Source organism: Leptothoe spongobia TAU-MAC 1115 (genome assembly GCF_018739885.1).
In the GTDB taxonomy this organism is placed as follows: Bacteria; Cyanobacteriota; Cyanobacteriia; order Phormidesmidales; family Phormidesmidaceae; genus Leptothoe; species Leptothoe spongobia.
Genome location: NZ_JADOES010000027.1, coordinates 34,791 through 56,570 on the forward strand (window position 1 = coordinate 34,791; position 21,780 = coordinate 56,570).

Here is a 21,780-nt window from a genome sequence, read left to right on the forward strand (position 1 = left end):
ACCTACGTGTTGGGTTGTTCCGTATTGAGTCCAATGGCTTCTTGGATATTATTCAATCCATGGGTATCAAGCTTATCTAGTAAACCTTGGAGGACGTTTTTCACCATCCAGGGACCTTCATATACCCAGCCGGTGTATACCTGTAATAGTGATGCGCCTGCTGTGATTTTGTCCCAGGCATCGTCAGCAGTGAAAATGCCGCCTACGCCAATGATGGGGAGCTGCCCGTGGGTTTTTTGGTAAATATATCGAACCACCTCAGTGGCCCGCTGGCGTACGGGCGCACCACTGATGCCTCCGGCTTCTTCCGTCACTAAGTTGCCGGTAGCGTCTAATTGCTTGGTGAGTAGCTGCTCTTTGGCAATGGTGGTGTTGGTGGCAATAATCCCTGCCAGATGGTACTGCTGAGCCAGGTCTAAAATGTCGTCAATGTCTTTCCAGGCTAGATCTGGGGCGATTTTGATCAGCAATGGCTTGGACTGGATGTTGGCAGTTTGTAGTATGGCCAGAATGGGCTCAAGTTGAGATTTTGCTTGGAGCGATCGCAACCCAGGTGTATTCGGTGACGACACATTCACCACAAAATAACTGCCCAGGTCTTGTAACCGCTGAAAGCTCTGCAGGTAATCGTTCGCGGCGTCTTCCAGGGGCGTCACCTTAGACTTGCCTAGATTGATACCTCTGGGAAAATCTACAGCCATTGACAAATGACTAAGGCGTTCGGCCAGGGCCGCTGAGCCTTGATTATTAAATCCCATCCGATTGAGTGCAGCCTGATCCTGGGGCAGACGAAATAAGCGAGGTTTGGGATTACCTGGCTGGGCATGACAGGTGACGGTGCCTAGCTCAGCAAAGCCGAATCCCATCAGTGGCCAACACCCAGCCGCAACCCCATCTTTGTCGAACCCAGCGGCCAACCCCAAGGGATTGGTAAATGTCTGGTGCCATAGGGTTTGGCTCAGGCGAGGCGAGGTAATCTGGCAACTATTTTCACACCAGGCTTGGGCAAAGCGTCGAGCAGGCTGGCTCCAATATGGGGCTGTTATTGGTGGCTGAGCGATCCAATCAAGTGCCAACAGTGTTTGCTGATGTACTGTTTCTGGATCGGCTCCCAGCCGCTGAAACAGCAACGGTAACAAACTATATTTATAAATATCCTGCAGCACGAATTAAGCTCTCCAAATAATCCTGTGGATTATATCCTCCAATTTGAGATGCTTATCGCCTCAGTACTGTATTTTGTTGCTTGCTACAGCTGGAACAATAGCTGATATAACTATGTAACTCACGATTTTTGGTCGGGAGTATGAAAAATATTGGAGTTTATTGCGATTTCATGAATACTCTCCAATGGTCCATGCCTTTTAAGATGAGGCGGCGTTAAGCGAGCAATTATATTAACTAATGCTCCCAAGTGCTTGGCGCGAATTAGCATTAGTTAGAGAGTTAGGCTAGCTTACATTAAGCTATGTCCCTATCCTTAGTACCTTATCCAGGCGCTAGCCTGTTTCCCAAATCTGAGTCTTTATGGTCAGCCCCATACCCCCAGCGACTTGTGAACAGCATTTGGCCAATTTGGGTCAGGTCCTTAAAACCGTTTGGGAACAGGAAACAGTTGATGCTCAGCTAACTGTGATTGCTGATTACATGCAGCAGCTCTTTCCCCATGTGCTGACATGGATTGGTCTCTACGATGATGACGAGCAAAGTCTGACAACGCAAACCGCTGTCATGACTAGCGGTAAAAATTTTCTATGGCAAAAGATAAAACTTCAGCCGGATGATGCCGTGCAGCAGGTGATCGAGCGGGGGGCTCCAGCAGCGGTATATGATTTGCAAGAATCCCATCGAGCTGGCGAATGGAAGGCCATTGCGAAGCGGTTGGAGCTGCACGATGCCATTGTTTTCCCGATTCAGCGACAGGATGAGTGTTTAGGCGTCTTACTGCTGGGCTCTAGTCGTCGTGGGATGTCTTTAAAGTCTGGTGTGCAGAAGAAAACCTTTTCGATCTTAGTCACCACCCTGGCAACTATTCTGCATCGACATCAGCAGGACTATTATCTACAAACAGAAAAACGCCCATCCCAGCCGTTTTTCCAGCTGTTGGCCAAGTTAGAAACTATTCAAGAATTAGAACCTCGACTGCAGGCAATTGTAGATGCCACCCATCGATTTGTAGGCGCTAATCGCGCCCGTGCCTATTGGTTTGAACCCCAGCAGCGTTTTTTTTGGCATCGGGTGTCTAACGGTGGGCACAATCGCCATGTTTACGCCGCATCAGAACCAGCCATGTCTCAGCTGTCGGCCAGCGGTTACCAAGAGTTTTACCAGATGCTGTCCTGTGGGGATGTGATTGTCATTGGAGATGATTTTTCCTCTCACCCGGATGCTGTGATTGAACCGTTAAAGAAGGCGTTTGACAAGCCGTCGTTAATGGTGGCACCGATTTTGATGCAGGGTGATTTGCTGGGTTTTTTAGTCGTGGAGGCGACTCAGCCTCGCCATTGGACGGTGCCAGAAAAACGATATTTAACAGCCGCAGCTCAAGTGGTTAGTTTGGGTATGCCGACATCAGTCTTACAGGAACGCGTGGCTGACCTGGAGGCCAATCACCAGCTATCAGTCGGGATTGCCCAGAGTATTCATGGTGATCGCGACTGGCAGTCGGTGATGGCACGTTGTGCCGAGCAGCTGATTGCTACCCTAGAAATCGATGGCTTGTTAGTGCTGATTCCCGATCTGGAGTGTAGCGGGTTTGAAGTGAGCTATCAGCACCATGGCACTCGGAGTAAGCCGACTCAAGGGATGTGGCGCTCACTCCACGATGTGGATTGGCAGCTTTTAGCCCGCCAGACTACCCCAGTCTGTATCGAGAATTTGGAAAATGATCTAAAACTAAGGGCATGGCATCCTCAGTTTTTGCAAATGGAGATGCAGGCAATAATGGCCTGCAATCTGTCACCGGGGCAAGCCCCGGAGGGCGTATTGTTGGTGACCGATAGCGATACTCGACGTTGGAATCAAACGGAGCAAGACTTATTGCAGTCCGTGGGACGTCAGATTGGGCTGGTATTGCATCAGTGGTCGTTACAGCGTCAGGCTCAGCAACAATCACAGATGCATGACACGATGCAATGGGGATTGCGCAATCTGCAGCGCACCTTTGATGTAACACAACTGGAGCAGGCGGCGGCCCATCACATTAGTCAACTTCTGCGGCTGCCTTTGGTCGCTTTGGTCGTTTGGGAAAATGGACAGAAAGAAGCGCGATTGGCGTCTTCGGTGATTCGGGATCAGCAATTTGCGGCTCAGGACAACCCACCGATATTAGTAGATGGCGATGCTTTGATTAACTGGGCAATTCAAACCGATGGCGTGATTCAGCTCGAATATGAAGAATTGCCTGATGTCACCCGCCAGTGGTTGCGCTGTCCTGGTCACTCCCAGATATTAGTTGTGGCTCTCAGAACATCGCCAGAACACACCTTAAATGGCGCGATTGTGTTAGCGGATGAAGCAGATCGTCGTTTTTCTGATCAGCAGATGAGTATGTTGGCTGTGTTGGTCCATCAATTGGCCTGGTGTCGACGTCATTTGTTGCTGACGGGGCGATTAAATGACCAAAAGAACCGACTGACTGAGCTGAACTGGTATAAACATCACCATATGGATGATGTCCGACGGCAAGTGCGGGAGTCCCGGCGTCAGCTTGGTAATTTGAAACAATTGCCAAATATGGGAGAGCAACCCTACTTCCATGCCATAGAAAGTCGGTTGGCAGGGATAGAAAAGGAACTACTCCGATTGACCAGCCGAGAACGATGGTCCATGGCCTCTGATCCCCGTAAAGTTCCCCTGGTGGGTCTGCTTAACCGTTTGATGAAACGAGTCCAAACCCAGGTCCAAAAAAAGCAGTTGTGGACTCAAGTGCACTGCGATAGCAATTTGGCCTTGCAGGGTGAGATGCAAAAGATCGAGTTTATCTTGTACGAGCTGATTTCTGCAGCCTGCCGTCGTTCGCCAGCACGGGGGCGAGTCGATATTTGGAGTCGCCCCCTGGAGCAGCACTGGATCGAGCTATCGATTACGGATGATGGTGACATCGATGAGGCCATCATCACCGCGCTGGTCAAAGGACATCGTCGCGATCACTTAGCCGAGTCGCAATTAGATAGACCACCTGGCTTAAACTTATCCATCTGTAAATCGTTGATGATTCGTTTAGGGGGTGAATTTCTGTTAGAAAAGCTAGATGATAACCGCATTCGTAGCTCTGTCATCTTTCCGATGAGTCGACCGGTTGGTTAGGTTTGATGAAAATTTTTAAAAATAAAAAAATAAGGTAGGGGCGTTGCATGCAACGCCCCTACCTTATTGAAATCATCTAAATCATGCCTAAAACGAATTTTCAGACGCTCTTACCGGCATGGTTGTAGCCACCGAGGCACCAGTACTAGCGACAGGCAATTCAAGGTTACTAGCTTGCAGCAAAGGTGTTTTGACGACGGCATCATTGGCCAAGGTAAAGAGGGGATTAGATAGGACCCCCGCCAACGAGGTAGCGACAACGGCAATCACCAGACTGACCTGTATGGGCCGCATGCCCGGTAGATTCCACTGGAGAGCTGGATAATTTTTGATGGAGTCCGACATTTCCTGGGGTTCTTTGACCACCATCATCTTGACTACACGGATGTAGTAGTAAATGGAGATAACGCTGGTAATTAAACCAATGAGCACCAGGCTATAGGCTCCGGCCTGCCAGCCAGCCCAGAAAATGTAGAGCTTACCAAAGAAGCCTGCCAGGGGGGGAATACCACCAAGGGATAGCAGACATAGGCACAGGCATAGGGTCAGTAAAGGATCCTTTTGGTACAGTCCCGCGTATTCACTAATCTGGTCGGTACCTGTACGCAGGGAGAAGAGGATAACGCAGGTAAAGCCACCCAGGTTCATGAACAAATAAACCATCAGGTAGAAGATCATACTGGCATAGCCTGCATCAGTGCCAATGACGAGGCCAATCATCATAAAGCCCGCTTGACCAATAGATGAGTAGGCCAACATGCGCTTCATGCTGGTTTGAGCCAGAGCCACCACATTACCCAAGACCATACTCAAGATAGCGAGAGCGGTAAAGACAAAGCGCCACTCGTCGGACACTAGAGGAAATGTGCTGACCAATAAACGGATTGCTAATGCAAAACCGGCAGCCTTTGAACCAACGGATAAAAAGGCGACAACGGGTGTGGGAGAGCCTTCGTATACGTCTGGAGTCCACTGGTGAAAGGGGACAGCGGCAACCTTAAAGGCAATACCAGCAATCACAAATACCAGGGATACGACTAAACCGATGGAGTTATCGCTGGTGGTGGTGGCCAACGCTTGCGCGATCGCACTCAACCGAGTCTCTCCACCCGACAGACCATATAGCAGTGAAATACCGTATAGGAAAATCGCGGAACTAGCTGCCCCAATTAGTAAATACTTGAGGGCGGCTTCGTTAGAGCGGGGGTCCCGCTTCATGTAGCCCGTGAGCAAATATGAGGAAATACTTAAAGTTTCTAGGGAAACGAAGATGGTGACTAATTCATCAGCCCCTGACAAAAACATGCCACCCAGGGTGGCCGTCAATAAAATTGCTAAAAACTCAGCTAGCGCTGTGCCCGACTGCTCCACATAGCGAATGGACATCGGCACAGTTACCGCCGCTGACAGCACGATAATGCCTCGAAAAACGATACTCAAAGCATCGCTATTGAACTCACCAAAAAATGACAAGGGATCACCCGTATCCCACTGTAGAGCAAGGGCACCAACGGCGGCTAAACACCCACCGATGGAGGCGTAGGGAACCCAGCGTGATGACGTCCGCCCTTGAATCAAATCGCCTACCAAAATTACGAGGATCGTCAAAATAACGATCGCTTCAGGAAGAATCTTACCTGTGTTTAACTGAGCAGCGAGGCTTGCAAAGTCCATAGGTGCTGTGGTGCGGTATTTCCATTTGGCATCTTACCCTAGTATTCTCGCTCATCTTGAGCCTCACCAGAGGAAATTCGTGGATCAGATTAAATTCCTCAGGCCAAAATCATCGGTCAAGGCTGGTCAGATAACGTCTAGAGCAGCGCTGTTTAGCCAATTTCTTCAGATTTACTTTATAAATGTGGGCCAAATTCACTAAATTAATTTTGAAAAGTCGATTGAAAGTCTCATATTGACCATATACAGCTTGTTTTAGCCTTTTTCTGGCTGATAGAAACGATGGACTTTTGCACTTACTTTGCTCTTAGAGGTGGACGAAATCCTCCATTTCGATCTATCGATATATAGAGGCGGTTATTGTGCTTTGCGAAGATGCAGGTACGGCTTTTGGCACTCAACTGTTTCCCATCGCTCTGATAAATTCTGAGCTAGATGCAGCGGTTATGTATAGTTAGCCAATGAAAACCGTCGCCAACTCTCGGGCATTCTTTCTAGGAATCAAGCCATTGATTTAAACGGTCACACCGTTTTACTAGATCGAGTTTGGGGGTCGCCAGTGTTTGCAGTGCAAACACTGGCAACTTTTCAGTTAATTGTAATTCGACCATTATTTTCAGTTCAGCTGTATGTCCACCCTTGTCATTGTTGAGTCACCTACAAAGGCAAAAACGATTCGCAACTATTTGCCCAAAGGCTACCGTGTGGAAGCCTCGATGGGACACGTGCGTGATTTGCCAAAGTCGGCTAGTGAGATCCCGGCCAGTGTAAAAGGTGAAAAATGGGCACAGCTGGGGGTAAATGTCGAATCTGACTTTGAACCGCTGTATCTAGTCCCCAAGGATAAAAAGAAGGTAGTCAAAGCCCTCAAGGATGCCCTGAAAGGAGTCGATGAGCTTGTTCTGGCGACGGATGAAGACCGTGAGGGAGAAAGCATTAGCTGGCATCTGATGCAGCTGCTGAAGCCCAAGGTGCCGACCAAGCGCATGGTGTTTCATGAGATCACCGAAGAAGCGATCCAATCGGCCTTGGAAAGCTGCCGTGACATTGATGATCAGCTGGTACGGGCCCAGGAAACTCGACGGATTTTGGACCGTTTGGTGGGCTATACGCTGTCGCCCTTGCTCTGGAAGAAAATTGCCTGGGGATTATCAGCGGGTCGGGTACAGTCTGTAGCTGTCAAGTTACTGGTAGAGCGAGAGCGCGATCGCAGAGCATTTAAACAAGGCTCCTACTGGGATCTCAAAGCCACACTGGCCCAATCCGATAGCCCCTTCGAAGCTAAGTTAGCCAGTTTGGGAGGGACCCGTGTGGCCACGGGCAGCGACTTTGATGAAAATACGGGTCAAATTGCCGCTGGACGTAATGTGGTACTGCTGGATGAGACCCAGGCCCAGGCCTTAAAACAGCGCCTAGAAGCCAGTGTTTGGACCATCTCTAATCTAGAAGAACGCCCTTCTAGTCCCAAACCCGCTCCCCCCTTTACCACCTCTACCCTGCAGCAAGAGGCCAACCGCAAACTGCGTCTTTCGGCCCGCGATACCATGCGCACGGCTCAGTCTCTCTATGAGAAGGGGTTTATTACCTACATGCGTACGGACTCAGTCAACCTATCGCAACAGGCGATTACGGCTGCTCGATCCTGTGTAGAGCAAAAGTATGGCAAAGAATACCTCAGTCCTAAGCCCCGACAGTATGCCACTAAAAGTAAGGGGGCTCAGGAAGCTCACGAGGCCATTCGACCTGCTGGTAATACCTTTCGTACCCCCCAGGAAACTGGACTGAAGGATCGTGAACGCAACCTATACGACCTGATTTGGAAACGGACAGTAGCCTGTCAAATGGCCAATGCACGTCAAACCCACATCACCGTCAGTATCGAGGTTGATGATGCGCTGTTTAAGGCCACCGGTAAGCGGATCGATTTTCCCGGCTTTTTCCGAGCCTATGTGGAGGGGTCCGACGATCCCAACGCCGCCCTAGAGGATCGTGAAGTCACCTTGCCCAAGCTCAAGGTGGGGGACACCCCCAGCTGTACCGAGCTGGAGCCCATCGGGCACGAAACCAAGCCCCCGGCTCGCTACACCGAGGCCACCCTGGTAAAAACCCTTGAGAAAGAGGGCATTGGTCGTCCCAGTACCTACGCATCAGTCATCGGCACCATCATTGACCGGGGGTATGTGCATCCGCTGAATAACAGCTTGATGCCTACCTTTACAGCATTTGCAGTGACTGAGCTCCTGGATAACCATTTTCCAGATTTGGTGGATGTCAAATTTACCGCCCGCATGGAGCGTACCCTGGATGAAATTTCCACAGGAGAAGCAGAGTGGCTGCCCTACCTCAAAAAGTTTTATTCCGGTGATGCTGGTTTAGCAGGGCAAGTTGAAGCAAGGGAAAGTCAGATTGACCCGGCTGAAGCTCGTACCGTGGATTTGTCCGATCTCAGCGCCAAGGTACGAATCGGTAAATATGGTCCGTATATTGAGGCCGTGAACGAGGAAGAGGGAAATGAAGCTGAAACGGTAAGGGCTTCTATTCCCCTAGATGTGAGTCCGGCGGACCTCAATGATGAGCAGGTGCAGGTGCTGCTCAAGCAAAAGACAGAAGGCCCAGAGAAGCTGGGACTGCATCCAGAAACGGGTGAGCCGATCTACGCCCTGATTGGCCCCTATGGTCCCTATGTACGCCTCGGCGACAAAACTGACGACAATCCTAAACCCAAGCAGGTATCGTTGCCCAAAGGGGTGACCCGTGAGTCAGTGGATTTAGAAATGGCGGTGGGGTTATTGTCCCTGCCCCGCTTGCTAGGCATGCATCCTGAAACAGGTGCCAAGATCAAGGCGAGTCTGGGACGCTTTGGCCCCTATGTGGTTCACGATCAGGGCAAGGAAGGTAAGGACTATCGCTCCTTGAAAGGCGATGATGATGTCCTTCAGGTAACTCTAGAACGAGCACTGGAGCTATTGGCCCAGCCAAAGCGCGGTCGTGGTCGTAAGGCAGCCAAACCGTTACGGGAGTTAGGCAAGCATCCTGACTCTGAAGAGCCCATCAATATTTATGATGGCCCCTATGGCCCTTACATCAAGTATGAAAAGGTCAATGCTTCGTTGCCAGAGGGCAAAAAGGTGGAGGATGTCACCCTCGAAGAGGCGCTAGAAATTATTGCTGCTAAGGCGGCGACGAAGAAAAAGACAACCCGTAAAAAAACAACGGCGAAGAAGTCCACCACCAAAAAAGCCAGCACGGCGAAGAAGTCCACCACCAAAAAGACCAGTACGGCCAAGAAGTCCACCACCAAAAAAACTAGCACGACGGCGGCGGCTAAAAAGTCCACAGCGGCCAAAAGCAAGTCCACCAACCAGCGGACCAAGAAAACCACAGCCAGTGACACTGAATAACGAAATGTAGAGTCGTTCTATGGAATGGCTCTACATTTTGTTATGTCTTTACGTTATTGAAGCTGATTCGGTAAACCGGTGGTAGATTAGCAAGCGTTGTTTGTTTTTTGCTTGCTCCTATGGTTCTCAAGCAACGGCCTCCTCTGCTGGTTACGGTCAGTACCGCAGTTTTACTTGTTTTAGGTGGAGCAGCTGCCTATTTTGGGCTTGGTCAGCGGCTATCCTCTGGGCCGAAGATCCCAGTTGGCATGGAGCTAGTGCCCGATGATGCTCTGATTGCCCTAACCCTGACTACGAATGAAAATCAATGGACCCGTCTACGGCAGCTAGGCTCACCGGAGTCTCAAAAGCTTTTGGATCGGTGGCTAGTAACCTGGCGAGATCGCATCATCAGTGCCAATGGCTATCGTTTTAGAACCGACATTGAACCATGGCTGGGGGACGAGGTGACCGTAGCCTTTTTACCAAAGGCCAGTGGCGGAGAAGAGGCCACTGAACTGGTCGCAGTGGTACCCATTGCCGAGCCTTCCAAGGCTCAGGAAATCCTAGCAGACCCCCAAGACGGCATTAGCTGGGTGGGTCGCAAGTATAAAGATTTGACTATCCAGTCCATTACAACCACCAATGGTGAGACCTATGAGACGACGGTACTCGGTAGTCAGTGGTTGGTGATTGCATCAGGGACTAAGGGCATTGAAGCCGTGATCGATAGCTTTAGCGGTGGTGCCTCCATGGCTACCAATGATGCCTATCGTCGAGCCTTTAAGCATTTACACATGCCCTCTGCCACCGCTCATCTATACATTAATGCCCCTGTGGCTGCTGAAGTATTGACGGGGAATGAGTCTCTACCAGGGATCAATGGCCTGGTAGCAGCAGCCACACTCTTACCCAATGGTTTAGATATTGAAGCGGCTACCTGGTTGGGGCCTGAGGATCAGCCTGTGTATCGCGATCTGAAGAATGCTCGCTCATCAACACCGCAGCGATTACCTGAGTCCACTGTGTTGATGATATCTACCAGTAGCATTGGCCCTATGTGGTTAGCCTTGAGCGAGGCCGAGCAATTAAATGCGATTTTACCGATTTCTGCAGAAGCTTTAACCAAGGGGCTAAAGACCCAAACAGGGCTAGACCTAGAAAATGATATTCTGCCTTGGCTCTCAGGGGACTTTGCCTTTGGGCTGCTGCCACCTGCCAATACCTCTAAGTCACCTGTGCCCATGGGGCAGTTGGCCCTGGTCGCTGAAGTTGACGATCAGAAGGCTGCTAATGAGACCTGGGAGCAGTTAGATGAGGTGATGGCGAACCGCTTTCGCTTTGAGGTGGAGCCTGGAGAGATCGATTCTCAGCCGGTCAAGCAGCTCGTATCCTTCTATGGGGGGATTTCCATGAGCCATGGCTGGCTGGATAAGGATGTGACATTTTTTGGCATGGGTGCTGAGGTATTGGATGAGATCGCACCCCATCCGAATAAATCCCTCAAAGCTAACAACGCCTTCCAAACCCTCCTAAACATCTCTCCCCAGGAAAGCAGCGGGTACTTTTTTGTAGACGTTGATCATTTAGAAGATTTGCAGGGCACCTTACCGTTTCCCAGATTGCCTGATGGCCCTATCTTCTCAGCTATCAAAAGTATTGGCGTCACCACCAGTGTCAAGGACGAGCGCAGCCTTCGTTATGACATCTTTGTTGAATTACCTAAGGGCAGACGGGTCAAGCCGTTACCGGGAGGGAGTATCAATCAAGACAGTTCAAAAGAGGCTACAGAGTAAAGCTTAAACACAGGCTCGGCCTAGAACCCAGCGCTAATCAAGGAGCGTTCTACGCTTCACCACTGGCAGAGGAGTTTGAAAACGCAGGACTTAAAAACGCCACCAAAGCGCCAATCATAAAGCCAGCAATATTACGAGTCAGTGGTAACCAGTCCTGGGTGCGAGTAACCACGGGGCCAATCCCAAACGCGATAAAGAGCATGCCCCAGAGTGGTGAGAAAATCAGCATCCACTGCCATGAAAAGACCTGTCCCGGTTTGCGGGGATGGGCTGCAAACCCGCAAATAATGCCGCCCAAGATCGACGTAATCAAGGTTAAAATCCACTGTTCTCTAGGTAAACCAGGGACTACTGAGCAACCACCCCTGGATAGACAGGTTTCTAGGGATGCAATGGACTCCATGATGGACTGATCTTCACCATGATCGCGGACAAAGAACTGATTACCAAAGCGAGTTTGCAGCTCAATCCAAAAAACACGCGGCAGTAGCGGATAGACTGCATCACCAACACTAAAGTTGAGAATGTTGCCGCCACGGGGATCAGCAATCAACATAATGCTTTTCTCGTCTAAACCCCAAAAGTCTTTTACAGCGCGGCCTGGAGTTTGATCAAACTGGGTCAGTACCCGCAGTTTCCAACCGGTTTCAGCCTCAAATTTGGGTAGCTGCTTGTTGAGATACTCCTCTTGAGAATTGGTCAGAATCTTTGCCAGGTCAATTACCATGGTCGGTTTATCTGGCAGCAACTCTGGGTTGTTGTAAGCGTAGGCGGGGGGCACTCCTGTGGTGAAAGCAATACAACAAATTAACAAACTTCCTAATAAGGAAGCCTGTAACCAATCCTTAAAGCGTGCGCTCATGATGTTTACACTTGTTTACCTACGTTTAATGTAAATAAGAAGACAGGGTCCCGTCAATCATCGGTCACTGGTGCTGTCTGGGCAGTGCCATCGAGAGTGGTCTCTGAGTTTGCTGACAAAGCTTGGGCGGTATCATCTTCTGCGATGGTCGCTGGCCCAGTCTGGGCCTGTGCTGGTTCAGGGAGTGGAGATGTGATCGATGGCGGTTTGCTGGGTGGTTTAACGGTCGGTTTAACTGGTGGACGGCGACGACGGTTTGACTTTGACTTTGACTTTGATGGTTTAGTTAGTACTCGCCAAGCAGCTCTAAACCCAACGGCAATGCTGTGGGTGGTGCGTTTGGCTTGATAGGCTTGCTGGCGAACATCGCTGAGGCTGTTATCCACCTGTTTAACGATATTGCGGGCGCTGTTGACACTGTCGGTCATGTCATCGGCCAACCCACTGAGATCAGTGCCTGTATTACGCATAGCTTCTAATGTGCGCGGCAGCTCACGATCCAACGTATCAAAGAGCTTTTCAGCGCTACGGGCTGCCCGCGCCAGTCCAAAAAGAGCTGGGACAGAGACGCACACCAAGATGACTAGCCCTAGGGCTAACAGCAAAATGGATAAACCTAGCCAGATCACGGGGTTAGTCACGCTGGGGATCGGCAGGCGTCTTAGAAAATTCTGCTCGGGTGGCCGCTTGGCCAGCAATCAAGGCATCTTTAAGGCGATCTAGGGTACTATCCCAATTTTGCAACGTAGTGTGGGAGAGTTTATCCGCCTGAAATTGAACGCTGGTGGAGAGATCCTCGATCAGATCAGGTACCGCGTCTGCTGACTTTTGGAGCACTTTGCGGGTATGTTTGCCGCTGCGGGGGGCGATCAGCAGACCAATGACGGTACCGAGCGCTGTGCCTGCAATTAGACCGCCTAGGAAGTTATCGGAGTTGTGTTGGGACATGGCATGGGGGAAGGAGGAAGGAGGAAGCGGAGAAGGCAGTTCAAAAGCTTATAACAGCCGCCGTCGCGAAAATAGGGATATGAGTCTGAGCAACTTTGCAATTTGAATGATACGCCGTTGCTGGAGTTGCCACTTTAGATGGATCAGCTGCCACTGGCGTAGATCAGTACGCTTTTCGGTGAGGGCCAGGGTTTGCTGGGTTAAGGTTTCTTCTAATAGTACTGTCCAACGATTGAGATCACGGTTGAGTTGGGTAACTTGACGCCTAAACCGCAGTATCCGCCAGGTGAGCATAAGGCAGAGGATTGCGATCGCAACATTAACTGTGGCTATGGCGATAAGCATGGCAGTGGCCCCGAGCGTAAGTTGCCAGTCTTTAAAAATGTCAGTTTATTGACGAAGTGACTAAAACGAAGATAAATTTTTCAGTCAGAATTATCAATCATAGGTCAACCAGTCTGCGTTTACCCTTACCCTGAGTGGGTCTATCCATCTGCCTAGTTGCCATGGTGCAAGCTACTGCCTCTGTTTTATATGTCAATAGTGCTGGGGGTCGGGGTACAGGAACTCGCCAGTCACCGTTCAAAACCCTGACCCAGGCCTTGGGCCAAGCCAATGCTGGTACTACAATCCAGCTAGAAGCAGGCACCTATGGCAATGGCGAATCGTTCCCGTTGACCGTGCCATCCGGGGTGACGGTGGTGGGGGTTAGTGGCACAGTGACCGTGCGAGGCGGGGGCCTGCTGGCGACCGAAGACTTTGGCCCGCAATCCGTAACGCTACAGCTGAAAAATGGAGCCCAGCTGCGTAGTGTAACGGTGATTAATCCCCAGTCCCAGGGCATCGGCATTTGGTTAGAACAGGGATCGGCCCTGGTGACCCGCTGCCGCATCAAAGACTGTGGGCGAGATGGGGTATTTGTCACAGGGGATGCCCTGCCGGTACTGCTGGCCAATGAACTTTCTGGCAATCAGGCCAGTGGTCTGTTTATGGTGCGGCGCTCAAAAGGCGAGGTCCGTCAGAACAAATTTGTCAGCACGGGCTATGGTGTGGCCATTAGCGATCAGGCCGCCCCCCTGCTAATTGACAATGAAATGGTGGATAACAAGGCCGGTATCGTTCTATCCCGCTCAGCTAAGCCAGTGCTCAGACAAAATCGGGTCCGGCGCAACCAGACTAACGGCTTGTGGGTGCAGGATACGGCGCAGCCTGATGTGGGTCAAAGTCAGGAATTAGGAGAGAATGTTTTTCAGGATAATGGCGAATGGGATGTACGTAACGAAGGTCGCCAGGCCCTGATCACGGTCGGAAATCAAATCAATCCCACTCGGGTCAGAGGGTCCATTCGTTATGTGGCCAGTGAACTTCCGGATCCGGTAGCCGTGCCAACCATGCTATTGGGGCGAGTCAGGCCCCAACCCGCCCCGCCCACACCTGAGCCACCTGCCCCGCCCCCCCTTAACCTAAACAGCCGTTTTCGCGATGTTGTCGGTCATTGGGCCGCTCCCTTTATCGATGCCATGGCCGAGGCAGACTTGGTAAAAGGCTTTTTTGATGGATCATTTCGCCCCGATGCCCTGGTCACCCGAGCTGAGTTTGCCGCCTTAGCCATGGCCACATTCCCGTCTACTGGCGGCGGTCGACGGTTTAAAGCCTTTAAAGATGTGGTCTCCGACTTTTGGGCCCGGTCAGTCATCTATCAGGCCCAAGCCCAGGGATTTATCGCTGGGTTTCCTGATAATACGTTTCGTCCCAATGACCCCATGACCCGAGCCCAGGCCTTTGTAGCGCTAATCAATGGATTGAATCTGGGAGAGGGCCGAGCCGCAGAGTTGGAGGTATATGACGATCGAGCCCAAGTCCCGCCCTATGCCGTTGAGGAAATTGCCATTGCCACCCGTCGTAGCATCGCTGTGAACTATCCAGATGTGGCTAAACTGCGACCGATGGAGCCAATCACCCGGTCTGAGACCACGGCTCTGGTCTATCAGTGTTTAGTCAACCTTGGCCGCATGCAGCCCCTGGCCTCGCCCTTTATTGTGCAACCGGCCCATACCGCGATCAGTAATACGGTTGCAGTCAGCAATACAGTGTTGACACGCCATTGGGCCAACGACTTTTGGCAACCCTTAATGGCCAAAAATCTGCTGGAGTTGACCCGTATGCAGCAGCCTGATAAGCCCATGACCAGGGCTCAATTTGCCAGCTTAGTCATGGTTGCATTTGATCCTAAACCCCAGCGTTATCCCGTCGCCTTCCGTGATGTGCCCTCCTCCCATTGGGCATCAGATGCCATTCATATCGCCTATCGAGCCAGGTTTCTATCCGGGTTTCCTGATTACACCTTTGCCCCGGAGCAGCCCATCCTCAAGATTCAAGTCCTGCTGGCCTTAGTGAGTGGTCTGCGGCTCAGGGCCAGAGGGACTGCTGGGGTCCTATCCCGCTATAAAGACCAAGCCCAGGTGCCTCGATATGCAACGGGCGAGATCGCAACTGCCACCAAACTTGGCCTCGTTTTCAACTACCCCGAGTTAGACCTTTTAACCCCTAACCGCGTTGCTAGCTGTGGTGAAGCTGCGGCCATGGTGTATCAAGGATTGGTATTACGTAAGCAGCTACCACCCATTGCTTCGCCTTATCGAGTAGTTGTTTCTAAGTAATACCAACTCCGAATCCATTAAACCCGATTAAAACTGGACAATTCTGTAGGGGCATTCCCTTGCGGAGCCGCTTTGATACCAGGTGCTACCAGTCAAGATTTCGGCTCAGACAGAGCCATAATTTTATTGCCACAGCAAATTTCTATCGAGAGTGTTTTAAACAACACTCATATGATGGGATGATAGAACTTAACGCTTTGTAACAAACGGCTCGTAGTTATTAATAAAATAGAGGACAGTGCAATGGCAGAAATCCAATTTGCTCGCGGTGTGGCTGAGGAAATCGTTCCAGACGTGCGGCTGACCCGCGCTAAGGATGGGTCTGATGGTACTGCTACATTCTATTTTGATGAGCCTAAGGCCCTAATGGAAGAAGGCTTTGAAGTAACCGGCCTCTACTTAGTCGATGAAGAAGGCGAGATCGTTAGCCGGGAAGTCAATGCCAAGTTTATTAATGGTGCTCCTGCGGCTCTAGAAGCCAGACTGCTACTCAGAAGTGTTGATGAGTGGGATCGGTTTATGCGGTTTATGAATCGCTATGCTGAGCAAAATGGATTGGGCTTTACTAAGAACGAAGAGTAGACCAGGGGCCATACCAAATCCGAATTCATTATCCCCGATTCACCATGGATACCCTTGTAGGGGTGGTGCCTTGTGCCCACCCTTGGCTATCGGGTACTGTTCATTAGAATTTCCTATCAGTTCAGCGAGGCACTCAAAACTCAATACATCACATATATTCCCCATGGCTATTCCCCATCCCGATAGTGGTGCACTTTCAGTTGTCTGCGGCGTGATTACGGTGAGCGATACACGCACAGTGGATACCGATAAGAGCGGCCAGTTGATTAAGGCCAAATTAAGGGCGGCGGGGCATCGGTTAGAGGCCTATCGATTGGTTAAGGATGAGCCGGATCAGATTGCTGTCCTAGTACAGCGGCTCGCACCGACGGTAGATGTGATTATTTGCAATGGGGGGACTGGGATTGCGCCGAGGGATACCACCTATGATGCGATCTCAACACTATTAGAAAAAGAAATACCAGGCTTTGGCGAAATTTTTCGTCAGCTTAGCTATGCTGAAATTGGCTCCCGAGCCATTGCCTCTAGAGCCACAGCTGGCGTATATCAATCTACACTGATATTCCTTTTACCAGGTTCCAGTAATGCGGTGGCCCTGGCCATGGAATCGCTCATCTTGCCAGAATTACAGCATTTGGTTCGGCAGATGAAGGGTTAGGCATTGTGGGGACGTTCCATGGAACGTCCCCACAGCAACCATGGTCGGCCTTAACCCACCCTTTACCTGGAACCCAAACCCCCCCGTTATAGTGAGTCTTGGTTAACTTTTTTTGTGGTCGCAAAATGGTCGCCATCGTTCGGTTAGGAGCGTTGCTAGGGCTGGTTTCCCTCGGTAGCTGTTCCCAGTACCTTAATATGTCTCGCATCGAGAATCGGATACAGGATGATATTGAGCGTCAAGGGCGACGGCTCACCCTAAAGGACGTAATCTGTCCCAATCGAATGATTAAGCAGGCAGAAGCCTACTTTCGCTGTGTTGGTGAGCTACCCAATGGCGGGCAGTTCACCGTCAATGTTATTCAGCAGGATGACCAGGGTAATGTCAGCTGGGATGTGCCTAGCTCCAAGGTATTGATTAATCTGGCATCCCTTGAGGAAAAAATTCAGGCCGGAACCAAAGAAGCCGTCGGCAAGAGCCTGACCATTGACTGCCGAGATACCTATCGAGTCAGCCAGCGGGGCGACTCATTTGAATGCGATGTTGTGGGTGCGGGAACGGTGACAGCTGGGCGGGTGGACTCTGTGCTGGTCAAGGTGGATGGCGATGGCAATCTGGAATGGCAGGAAATTTTGATTGAGCATACGCCTGGGGCTGCCAGTGGGACTAACGCTGCCGGGAGTGCAGCCTCATCCGCCTCAGCAACGCCCGAGGTGCCAGCTGCGAAGTCAGCGGATGACAAGACCGATGAGTCAGCGGCAGCTGCTAAACCGGCATCTAATCCGCTAGCAGAAGCAGAGGAAGACGCGGATGATGACGGTGATCGTCAGTAGCGTTGCCTATATTTCTACCCAAGTTTTTGAATTTCTGTTTGACTAATCTTCAATTTTGGACAGACCTGACAGGCAAAATTAACCGAGGAGATGGGCAATGGCAACTGTATTTGACTTTTTAGCTAAGGGCGGCCCGGTCATGGTGCCCATTGTGGGTGCTTCGGTGCTGACGATTTCTTGTGCGTTAGAACGGACGCGTTTTTGGTCAGATTTGCTACGTCGTGAGGGCAAGATCGTCCACGATGTATTGGCGGCGGCTCCACGGGATTTGAATGAGGCGGCTGCGATCGCAAATCAGCACAGCGACACCCCCATTGGCCGGTTTCTATTTGCCCCCCTACGATTGCGCAATGCCTCCCCTGAAACCTTCCGTCTTGCCATGGAAACAGCGGCAGATCGTGAATTTGTCAAAATGCGTCAGGGTGAAAAGCTGCTAGAAACTATCGTGGCCATTTCTCCACTGTTAGGTCTACTCGGGACCGTAACGGGTTTGATTGCCACCTTTTATAGTCTGGACATTGGCGGCAGTGGCGGCGGTGAAGGAGCCAGTAAAGCAGCGGCTGGTATTGGTGAGGCTCTGATTACCACGGCTGCCGGTATGGTAGTAGCAATTTTGGCGTTGTTGGTCCTGCGAATATTGGTTTCGTTGCAGAGTCAGCAGGCAGACTATTTCTCCGAAGCCGGAAATGAGCTGGAGCTAATCTATCGTCAAAATTGGTATGAACCCGCTTTGTTAGCCTCAGAAAATGGCCATACCCCAGAAGAAGCCCCAATTTCGGCAACATAATAAATAATATGGTCTGTCTTAGGAGCATGCTCAGGCGATATCGCGATAGGAAGAAATATGCCCATCGGTAAACGTAGAGAAAGCAAAATTCCCACCATTGATTTGGTGCCCATGCTCACGGTGATGATGGGTGTGTTGGCATTTTTTGTGGTGGTTTCAGTTTCGTTGGGTAGTGAACAGCTGATTGAGGTGGAGTTACCGCCGGAGCAGACGGAGGATGTCCCCCCAGACCAGCTACCGTCTATCAATGAGATTTTCATTGTGGAGATGGATGAGAATCAGGAGACCTCGCTAAATGGTCAGCCCATTGAGAGTAATCAGCTGGTGTTAGAGATTGAGACCTATCTTGAGAAGAATCCTAAGAAGACGGTGTATTTGGTACCTGACCAGGAGCTGCCCTATGAGAATGTGATGCAGTTTTTGGGAGATATGCGAGCGGTGGGGGGTGATCGGGTGTCGCTAGCGCTAGAGGATGGGGAGGAAGAGTAATGGGTTTAAGGTCTCGCCATCAGAACTCTGGGGTGCCGGAGGTGAATCTGGTACCGATGATGGATGTGTTGATGACGGTGTTGACATTTTTTGTCATCATTTCCATGGAGCTGAGCGGGGTGCAGATTTTTGGAGTGAGTTTGCCCCAGGCAGTCTCTGGTGTAGATGAAGAGGTGGTAGAGAAGACTGAGCCTCTGGTGATTGGTCTGCGGGAAGATGGTAAAGCTGTTTACAATGATGAGCCTGTGGTGACTGCGGCATTGGCTCCGATTGTACAGGGTTATTTTGCGGAGAATCCGGAGGGGTTTGTTTTGCTGAAGGCAGATCGGACATTGCCCTATGCGGATGTAGCGAAGTTGTTGGCGGACTTGCGAAGTATTGGAGGAAAGAGGGTTTCGTTGGCAGTGGAGTAGAAAAACATCTGGTTGCCCTGTGATATCGGTGGCAAGTAATCGGGGTTTCGTATTAGGCATGGCAAGAGTCAGCTTGTATCATGGAAGCGAACAACCTTGCCTGAGGGAGTCCGTCAAGACTAAATTTTGAGATAAATGAGGTATGCGAACAGCTTCTCTGTCCAAACGCTCTTTATAATAAGTGAGCTATCCTACAATAGATAGCTAAGTAAACTAGCTCCCTATGGTTTCGCCATTTCCTGGATTTAACCCGTATTTAGAGCATCCTGCTATCTGGCCAGGGATTCATCACTGGTTAATTATTGGTTTAGCAGGGTATTTATCACCCCAGCTGCGTCCCCAGTATAGGGTTGCAGTGGAAGTTAGGATGTATGAAACTATTGGCGAACAGTCTTTACTTGTCGGCATTCCCGATGTAACCGTCAATCAACCTAAGCGTGGTCAAACTCCTGACAGCCGGGAATCTCTTTCAGGCAGCATTGCCACGATGCAGCCTAAGCCCCAACGCGTAACTGTCCCCGTAACAGAAATAGTTAAACAAGGGTATTTAGAAGTTAGGGAAGTCTCCACAGGACAGGTAATCACAGCTGTAGAAATTCTATCTCCTGTGAATAAACGTATAGGTAAAGGGCGACAACAATACGAAGATAAAAGAAATCGTATTTTCAATACTCAAACCCATTTGGTAGAGATCGATTTGCTGAGAGAGGGCAAGCCTATGATGTTTTTAGGCGAAGTAGCCGAGAGTGATTATCGAATTTTAGTGAGTCGTGGAGACTGCCGCCCCCAGGCTGATCTCTATGGGTTTAATTTACGAGATCCTGTTCCTACGTTTCCACTGCCGTTGAAGAAAGCTGATGAAAATGTTTTGGTGGACTTAGAAGAACTACTACAAAATATCTATGAGCAAGGTAGTTTTGACCTGGCCATTGATTACCGTCAACCGCCTAATCCACCCCTGTCATCAGAGAATATTGTTTGGGTAGATAAGTTGTTAAAAGCTGAAACTCTCAGATAAGTTTCATCAGTCTCCTCAAGCCTCTTGGATAAAATTAAGAGGCTTGATTGAGGAGGCTTGAAACGTAAACCCAACCCTTAAAACTCAGTCTGACTTTATGCTTGAGTGACTTGGCTATACGACAACATCAATACTTCCAATAATATTGACATTCTCCTGAGTAAAGGGTGCACCTGCAACTAGAGCCAAATCAGAGGGGATCCCTGGCAGGCCACCCGATAGATCAGTATTGTTTACAACAGTATTACCAAATAAGTTAACAATCGGATCAATGCCATCAATAGTGATACCACCACCGTCGCCAAAATCATTCACATCAGCATCTGCCGTATTGTCAACAAAGTTGTTATAACGAGCAACAACTACTTGATCGTCAGCAATATAAAGACCACCGCCACTACCCTGGGTGGAGTTTCCTTTGACAAAATTTCCTCGTAGTAAGATATCGCTATTGCCGCTATGTATAGCGATACCGCCACCATTACTACTCTCACTACCGTTGTTAGTGATGTTGTTATAGATGACGTCTACTATGTTCTTGTCTCCTCGAATAATGACTCCGCCGAGGTCATTATTCGAAACGGTGTTACTCACAAGTTTTACATCGTGGTTACCAGTCTGGTTAGAAGAACCAACATTGACTCCTCGTCCTAAATTGTTTTGGAAATCATTGGAATTAGCCCTGACTACATTGTTAGCACCGTCGATATCCAGACCATCACTGCCATTTCCATTCAACTGGCTTGACGATAGGTTGAGAAAGTTATCGTCTCCATTTAAGTCGATGCCGTCACTATTATTATTCTTAGAGGTGAAAGTTTTGAAAACAGCTGAGTTACCGCTACCACCCAAATCAAAGCCATCATCGCCATTGTTTTGAACGGTGACATTTCTGACTTTGATAGTGGCGTTTGTAGCATTAAAGTCGACACCATCATCATCGCTACCCTCAATCACCACGTGGGATAGGTTTAAATTTCCAGAATCAACCTGGATACCATCATCATTAGAATTAGCGATAGTTAAGCAGTTGATCAGCGTATTATCTTGAATCGTGAGGATATCGCCTTCAATTTCACTGCCATCAACGGTAATGCCACGATTACCAAATATTTTGACCGCATCTGTAATTTCTAAGCCACCTGATGTCAGGTTGATGACATCATTTTTTAGATTAGATGCAAAGACAATCTTGTCTTGACCGTTACGAGCATTCGCATCAAGAATAGCTTGACGTAAAGAGCCCTCACCAGAATCATTGGTGTTTGTAACGATAAACTTTGCCATGGGTATAGAGGATATTCAAAATTTTCAAATGTGATACTTTTCTAATCCCCCTCACGAAGGTATCAGATTTTATTGAGTACAAGGC

The 21,780-nt window shown here is 49.8% G+C and carries 18 protein-coding genes; 11 read left to right on the forward strand and 7 right to left on the reverse strand.

The annotated features are described in order from the left end of the window. Nucleotides 1-2: 2 nt before the first annotated feature. On the reverse strand, nucleotides 3-1,166 hold the full coding sequence (locus tag IXB50_RS13810; RefSeq protein ID WP_215609559.1) for a quinone-dependent dihydroorotate dehydrogenase: 1,164 nt from the start codon (nucleotides 1,164-1,166) through the stop codon (nucleotides 3-5). 361 nt (nucleotides 1,167-1,527) lie between these two features. On the opposite strand from IXB50_RS13810, the gene IXB50_RS13815 reads away from it, so the two are divergent. Further along, a complete protein-coding gene (locus IXB50_RS13815; RefSeq protein ID WP_215609560.1) occupies nucleotides 1,528-4,308 on the forward strand; it encodes a GAF domain-containing protein in 2,781 nt (926 codons plus the stop codon). An 87-nt stretch (nucleotides 4,309-4,395) separates the two neighbouring features. Here the strand turns inward: IXB50_RS13815 and IXB50_RS13820 are convergent, their stop codons facing one another. Next, nucleotides 4,396-5,982 carry an NAD(P)H-quinone oxidoreductase subunit N gene (locus IXB50_RS13820; RefSeq protein ID WP_215609561.1) on the reverse strand — a complete coding sequence of 529 codons (1,587 nt, stop codon included), beginning with the start codon at nucleotides 5,980-5,982 and terminating at the stop codon, nucleotides 4,396-4,398. 629 nt (nucleotides 5,983-6,611) lie between these two features. On the opposite strand from IXB50_RS13820, the gene topA reads away from it, so the two are divergent. Beyond that, nucleotides 6,612-9,383 (forward strand): type I DNA topoisomerase, encoded by a 2,772-nt coding sequence (gene topA, locus IXB50_RS13825; protein ID WP_215609562.1) that lies wholly within the window; start codon nucleotides 6,612-6,614, stop codon nucleotides 9,381-9,383. Between the two features lie 119 nt (nucleotides 9,384-9,502). Then, nucleotides 9,503-11,158 (forward strand): DUF3352 domain-containing protein, encoded by a 1,656-nt coding sequence (locus IXB50_RS13830; RefSeq protein ID WP_215609563.1) that lies wholly within the window; start codon nucleotides 9,503-9,505, stop codon nucleotides 11,156-11,158. Nucleotides 11,159-11,207: 49 nt separating this feature from the next. On the opposite strand, the gene IXB50_RS13835 is transcribed toward IXB50_RS13830, so the two are convergent. Genes IXB50_RS13835 through IXB50_RS13850 form a run of 4 tightly spaced genes read right to left on the reverse strand, consistent with a single transcriptional unit; the run spans nucleotide 11,208 to nucleotide 13,313 of the window. Next, a complete protein-coding gene (locus IXB50_RS13835) occupies nucleotides 11,208-12,020 on the reverse strand; it encodes a TPM domain-containing protein (protein ID WP_215609564.1) in 813 nt (270 codons plus the stop codon). Between the two features lie 53 nt (nucleotides 12,021-12,073). Further along, nucleotides 12,074-12,661 carry a hypothetical protein gene (locus tag IXB50_RS13840; protein ID WP_215609565.1) on the reverse strand — a complete coding sequence of 196 codons (588 nt, stop codon included), beginning with the start codon at nucleotides 12,659-12,661 and terminating at the stop codon, nucleotides 12,074-12,076. Next, nucleotides 12,654-12,968, reverse strand: coding sequence for a YtxH domain-containing protein (locus IXB50_RS13845; protein ID WP_215609566.1), 315 nt, complete (start codon nucleotides 12,966-12,968; stop codon nucleotides 12,654-12,656). Before IXB50_RS13845 ends, IXB50_RS13840 begins: the two co-directional genes overlap by 8 nt. Before the next feature lie 48 nt (nucleotides 12,969-13,016). After that, nucleotides 13,017-13,313 carry a hypothetical protein gene (locus IXB50_RS13850; protein ID WP_215609567.1) on the reverse strand — a complete coding sequence of 99 codons (297 nt, stop codon included), beginning with the start codon at nucleotides 13,311-13,313 and terminating at the stop codon, nucleotides 13,017-13,019. Nucleotides 13,314-13,474: 161 nt separating this feature from the next. On the opposite strand from IXB50_RS13850, the gene IXB50_RS13855 reads away from it, so the two are divergent. From IXB50_RS13855 to IXB50_RS13890, 8 genes are all read left to right on the forward strand, one after another. Then, nucleotides 13,475-15,628 carry an S-layer homology domain-containing protein gene (locus IXB50_RS13855; RefSeq protein ID WP_215609568.1) on the forward strand — a complete coding sequence of 718 codons (2,154 nt, stop codon included), beginning with the start codon at nucleotides 13,475-13,477 and terminating at the stop codon, nucleotides 15,626-15,628. Between the two features lie 243 nt (nucleotides 15,629-15,871). After that, nucleotides 15,872-16,210: a photosystem II reaction center protein Psb28 gene (psb28, locus tag IXB50_RS13860; RefSeq protein WP_215609569.1), complete on the forward strand. Its 339-nt coding sequence runs from the start codon at nucleotides 15,872-15,874 to the stop codon at nucleotides 16,208-16,210. A gap of 163 nt (nucleotides 16,211-16,373) precedes the next feature. Then, nucleotides 16,374-16,868, forward strand: coding sequence for a MogA/MoaB family molybdenum cofactor biosynthesis protein (locus IXB50_RS13865; protein ID WP_215609570.1), 495 nt, complete (start codon nucleotides 16,374-16,376; stop codon nucleotides 16,866-16,868). Between the two features lie 125 nt (nucleotides 16,869-16,993). Continuing rightward, complete coding sequence (locus IXB50_RS13870) at nucleotides 16,994-17,701, forward strand: hypothetical protein (RefSeq protein WP_215609571.1); 708 nt, start codon at nucleotides 16,994-16,996, stop codon at nucleotides 17,699-17,701. 97 nt (nucleotides 17,702-17,798) lie between these two features. Beyond that, the gene (locus tag IXB50_RS13875; protein ID WP_215609572.1) at nucleotides 17,799-18,488 is read left to right on the forward strand and encodes a MotA/TolQ/ExbB proton channel family protein; all 690 of its coding nucleotides are present in this window, start codon (nucleotides 17,799-17,801) and stop codon (nucleotides 18,486-18,488) included. A gap of 57 nt (nucleotides 18,489-18,545) precedes the next feature. After that, nucleotides 18,546-18,977: an ExbD/TolR family protein gene (locus IXB50_RS13880; RefSeq protein ID WP_215609573.1), complete on the forward strand. Its 432-nt coding sequence runs from the start codon at nucleotides 18,546-18,548 to the stop codon at nucleotides 18,975-18,977. Further along, a complete protein-coding gene (locus IXB50_RS13885; protein ID WP_215609574.1) occupies nucleotides 18,977-19,390 on the forward strand; it encodes an ExbD/TolR family protein in 414 nt (137 codons plus the stop codon). The genes IXB50_RS13880 and IXB50_RS13885 overlap by 1 nt, the downstream gene beginning before the upstream one ends. Before the next feature lie 223 nt (nucleotides 19,391-19,613). Then, entirely contained in the window at nucleotides 19,614-20,408 is a 795-nt protein-coding gene (locus tag IXB50_RS13890) for a DUF4058 family protein (RefSeq protein ID WP_215609575.1), read from the forward strand. A 114-nt stretch (nucleotides 20,409-20,522) separates the two neighbouring features. On the opposite strand, the gene IXB50_RS13895 is transcribed toward IXB50_RS13890, so the two are convergent. Then, nucleotides 20,523-21,695 (reverse strand): right-handed parallel beta-helix repeat-containing protein, encoded by a 1,173-nt coding sequence (locus IXB50_RS13895; protein ID WP_215609576.1) that lies wholly within the window; start codon nucleotides 21,693-21,695, stop codon nucleotides 20,523-20,525. Between the last annotated feature and the right edge of the window lie 85 nt (nucleotides 21,696-21,780).

Bases quoted from the DNA above. Each gene is read 5' to 3' on its own strand.
- IXB50_RS13815 (WP_215609560.1), top strand. From the start codon at position 1,528: ATGGTCAGCCCCATACCCCCAGCGACTTGTGAACAGCATTTGGCCAAT.
- IXB50_RS13820 (WP_215609561.1), bottom strand. From the start codon at position 5,982: ATGGACTTTGCAAGCCTCGCTGCTCAGTTAAACACAGGTAAGATTCTT.
- topA (WP_215609562.1), top strand. From the start codon at position 6,612: ATGTCCACCCTTGTCATTGTTGAGTCACCTACAAAGGCAAAAACGATT.
- IXB50_RS13830 (WP_215609563.1), top strand. From the start codon at position 9,503: ATGGTTCTCAAGCAACGGCCTCCTCTGCTGGTTACGGTCAGTACCGCA.
- IXB50_RS13835 (WP_215609564.1), bottom strand. From the start codon at position 12,020: ATGAGCGCACGCTTTAAGGATTGGTTACAGGCTTCCTTATTAGGAAGT.
- IXB50_RS13845 (WP_215609566.1), bottom strand. From the start codon at position 12,968: ATGTCCCAACACAACTCCGATAACTTCCTAGGCGGTCTAATTGCAGGC.
- IXB50_RS13850 (WP_215609567.1), bottom strand. From the start codon at position 13,313: ATGCTTATCGCCATAGCCACAGTTAATGTTGCGATCGCAATCCTCTGC.
- IXB50_RS13855 (WP_215609568.1), top strand. From the start codon at position 13,475: ATGGTGCAAGCTACTGCCTCTGTTTTATATGTCAATAGTGCTGGGGGT.
- psb28 (WP_215609569.1), top strand. From the start codon at position 15,872: ATGGCAGAAATCCAATTTGCTCGCGGTGTGGCTGAGGAAATCGTTCCA.
- IXB50_RS13865 (WP_215609570.1), top strand. From the start codon at position 16,374: ATGGCTATTCCCCATCCCGATAGTGGTGCACTTTCAGTTGTCTGCGGC.
- IXB50_RS13870 (WP_215609571.1), top strand. From the start codon at position 16,994: ATGGTCGCCATCGTTCGGTTAGGAGCGTTGCTAGGGCTGGTTTCCCTC.
- IXB50_RS13875 (WP_215609572.1), top strand. From the start codon at position 17,799: ATGGCAACTGTATTTGACTTTTTAGCTAAGGGCGGCCCGGTCATGGTG.
- IXB50_RS13880 (WP_215609573.1), top strand. From the start codon at position 18,546: ATGCCCATCGGTAAACGTAGAGAAAGCAAAATTCCCACCATTGATTTG.
- IXB50_RS13885 (WP_215609574.1), top strand. From the start codon at position 18,977: ATGGGTTTAAGGTCTCGCCATCAGAACTCTGGGGTGCCGGAGGTGAAT.
- IXB50_RS13890 (WP_215609575.1), top strand. From the start codon at position 19,614: ATGGTTTCGCCATTTCCTGGATTTAACCCGTATTTAGAGCATCCTGCT.
- IXB50_RS13895 (WP_215609576.1), bottom strand. From the start codon at position 21,695: ATGGCAAAGTTTATCGTTACAAACACCAATGATTCTGGTGAGGGCTCT.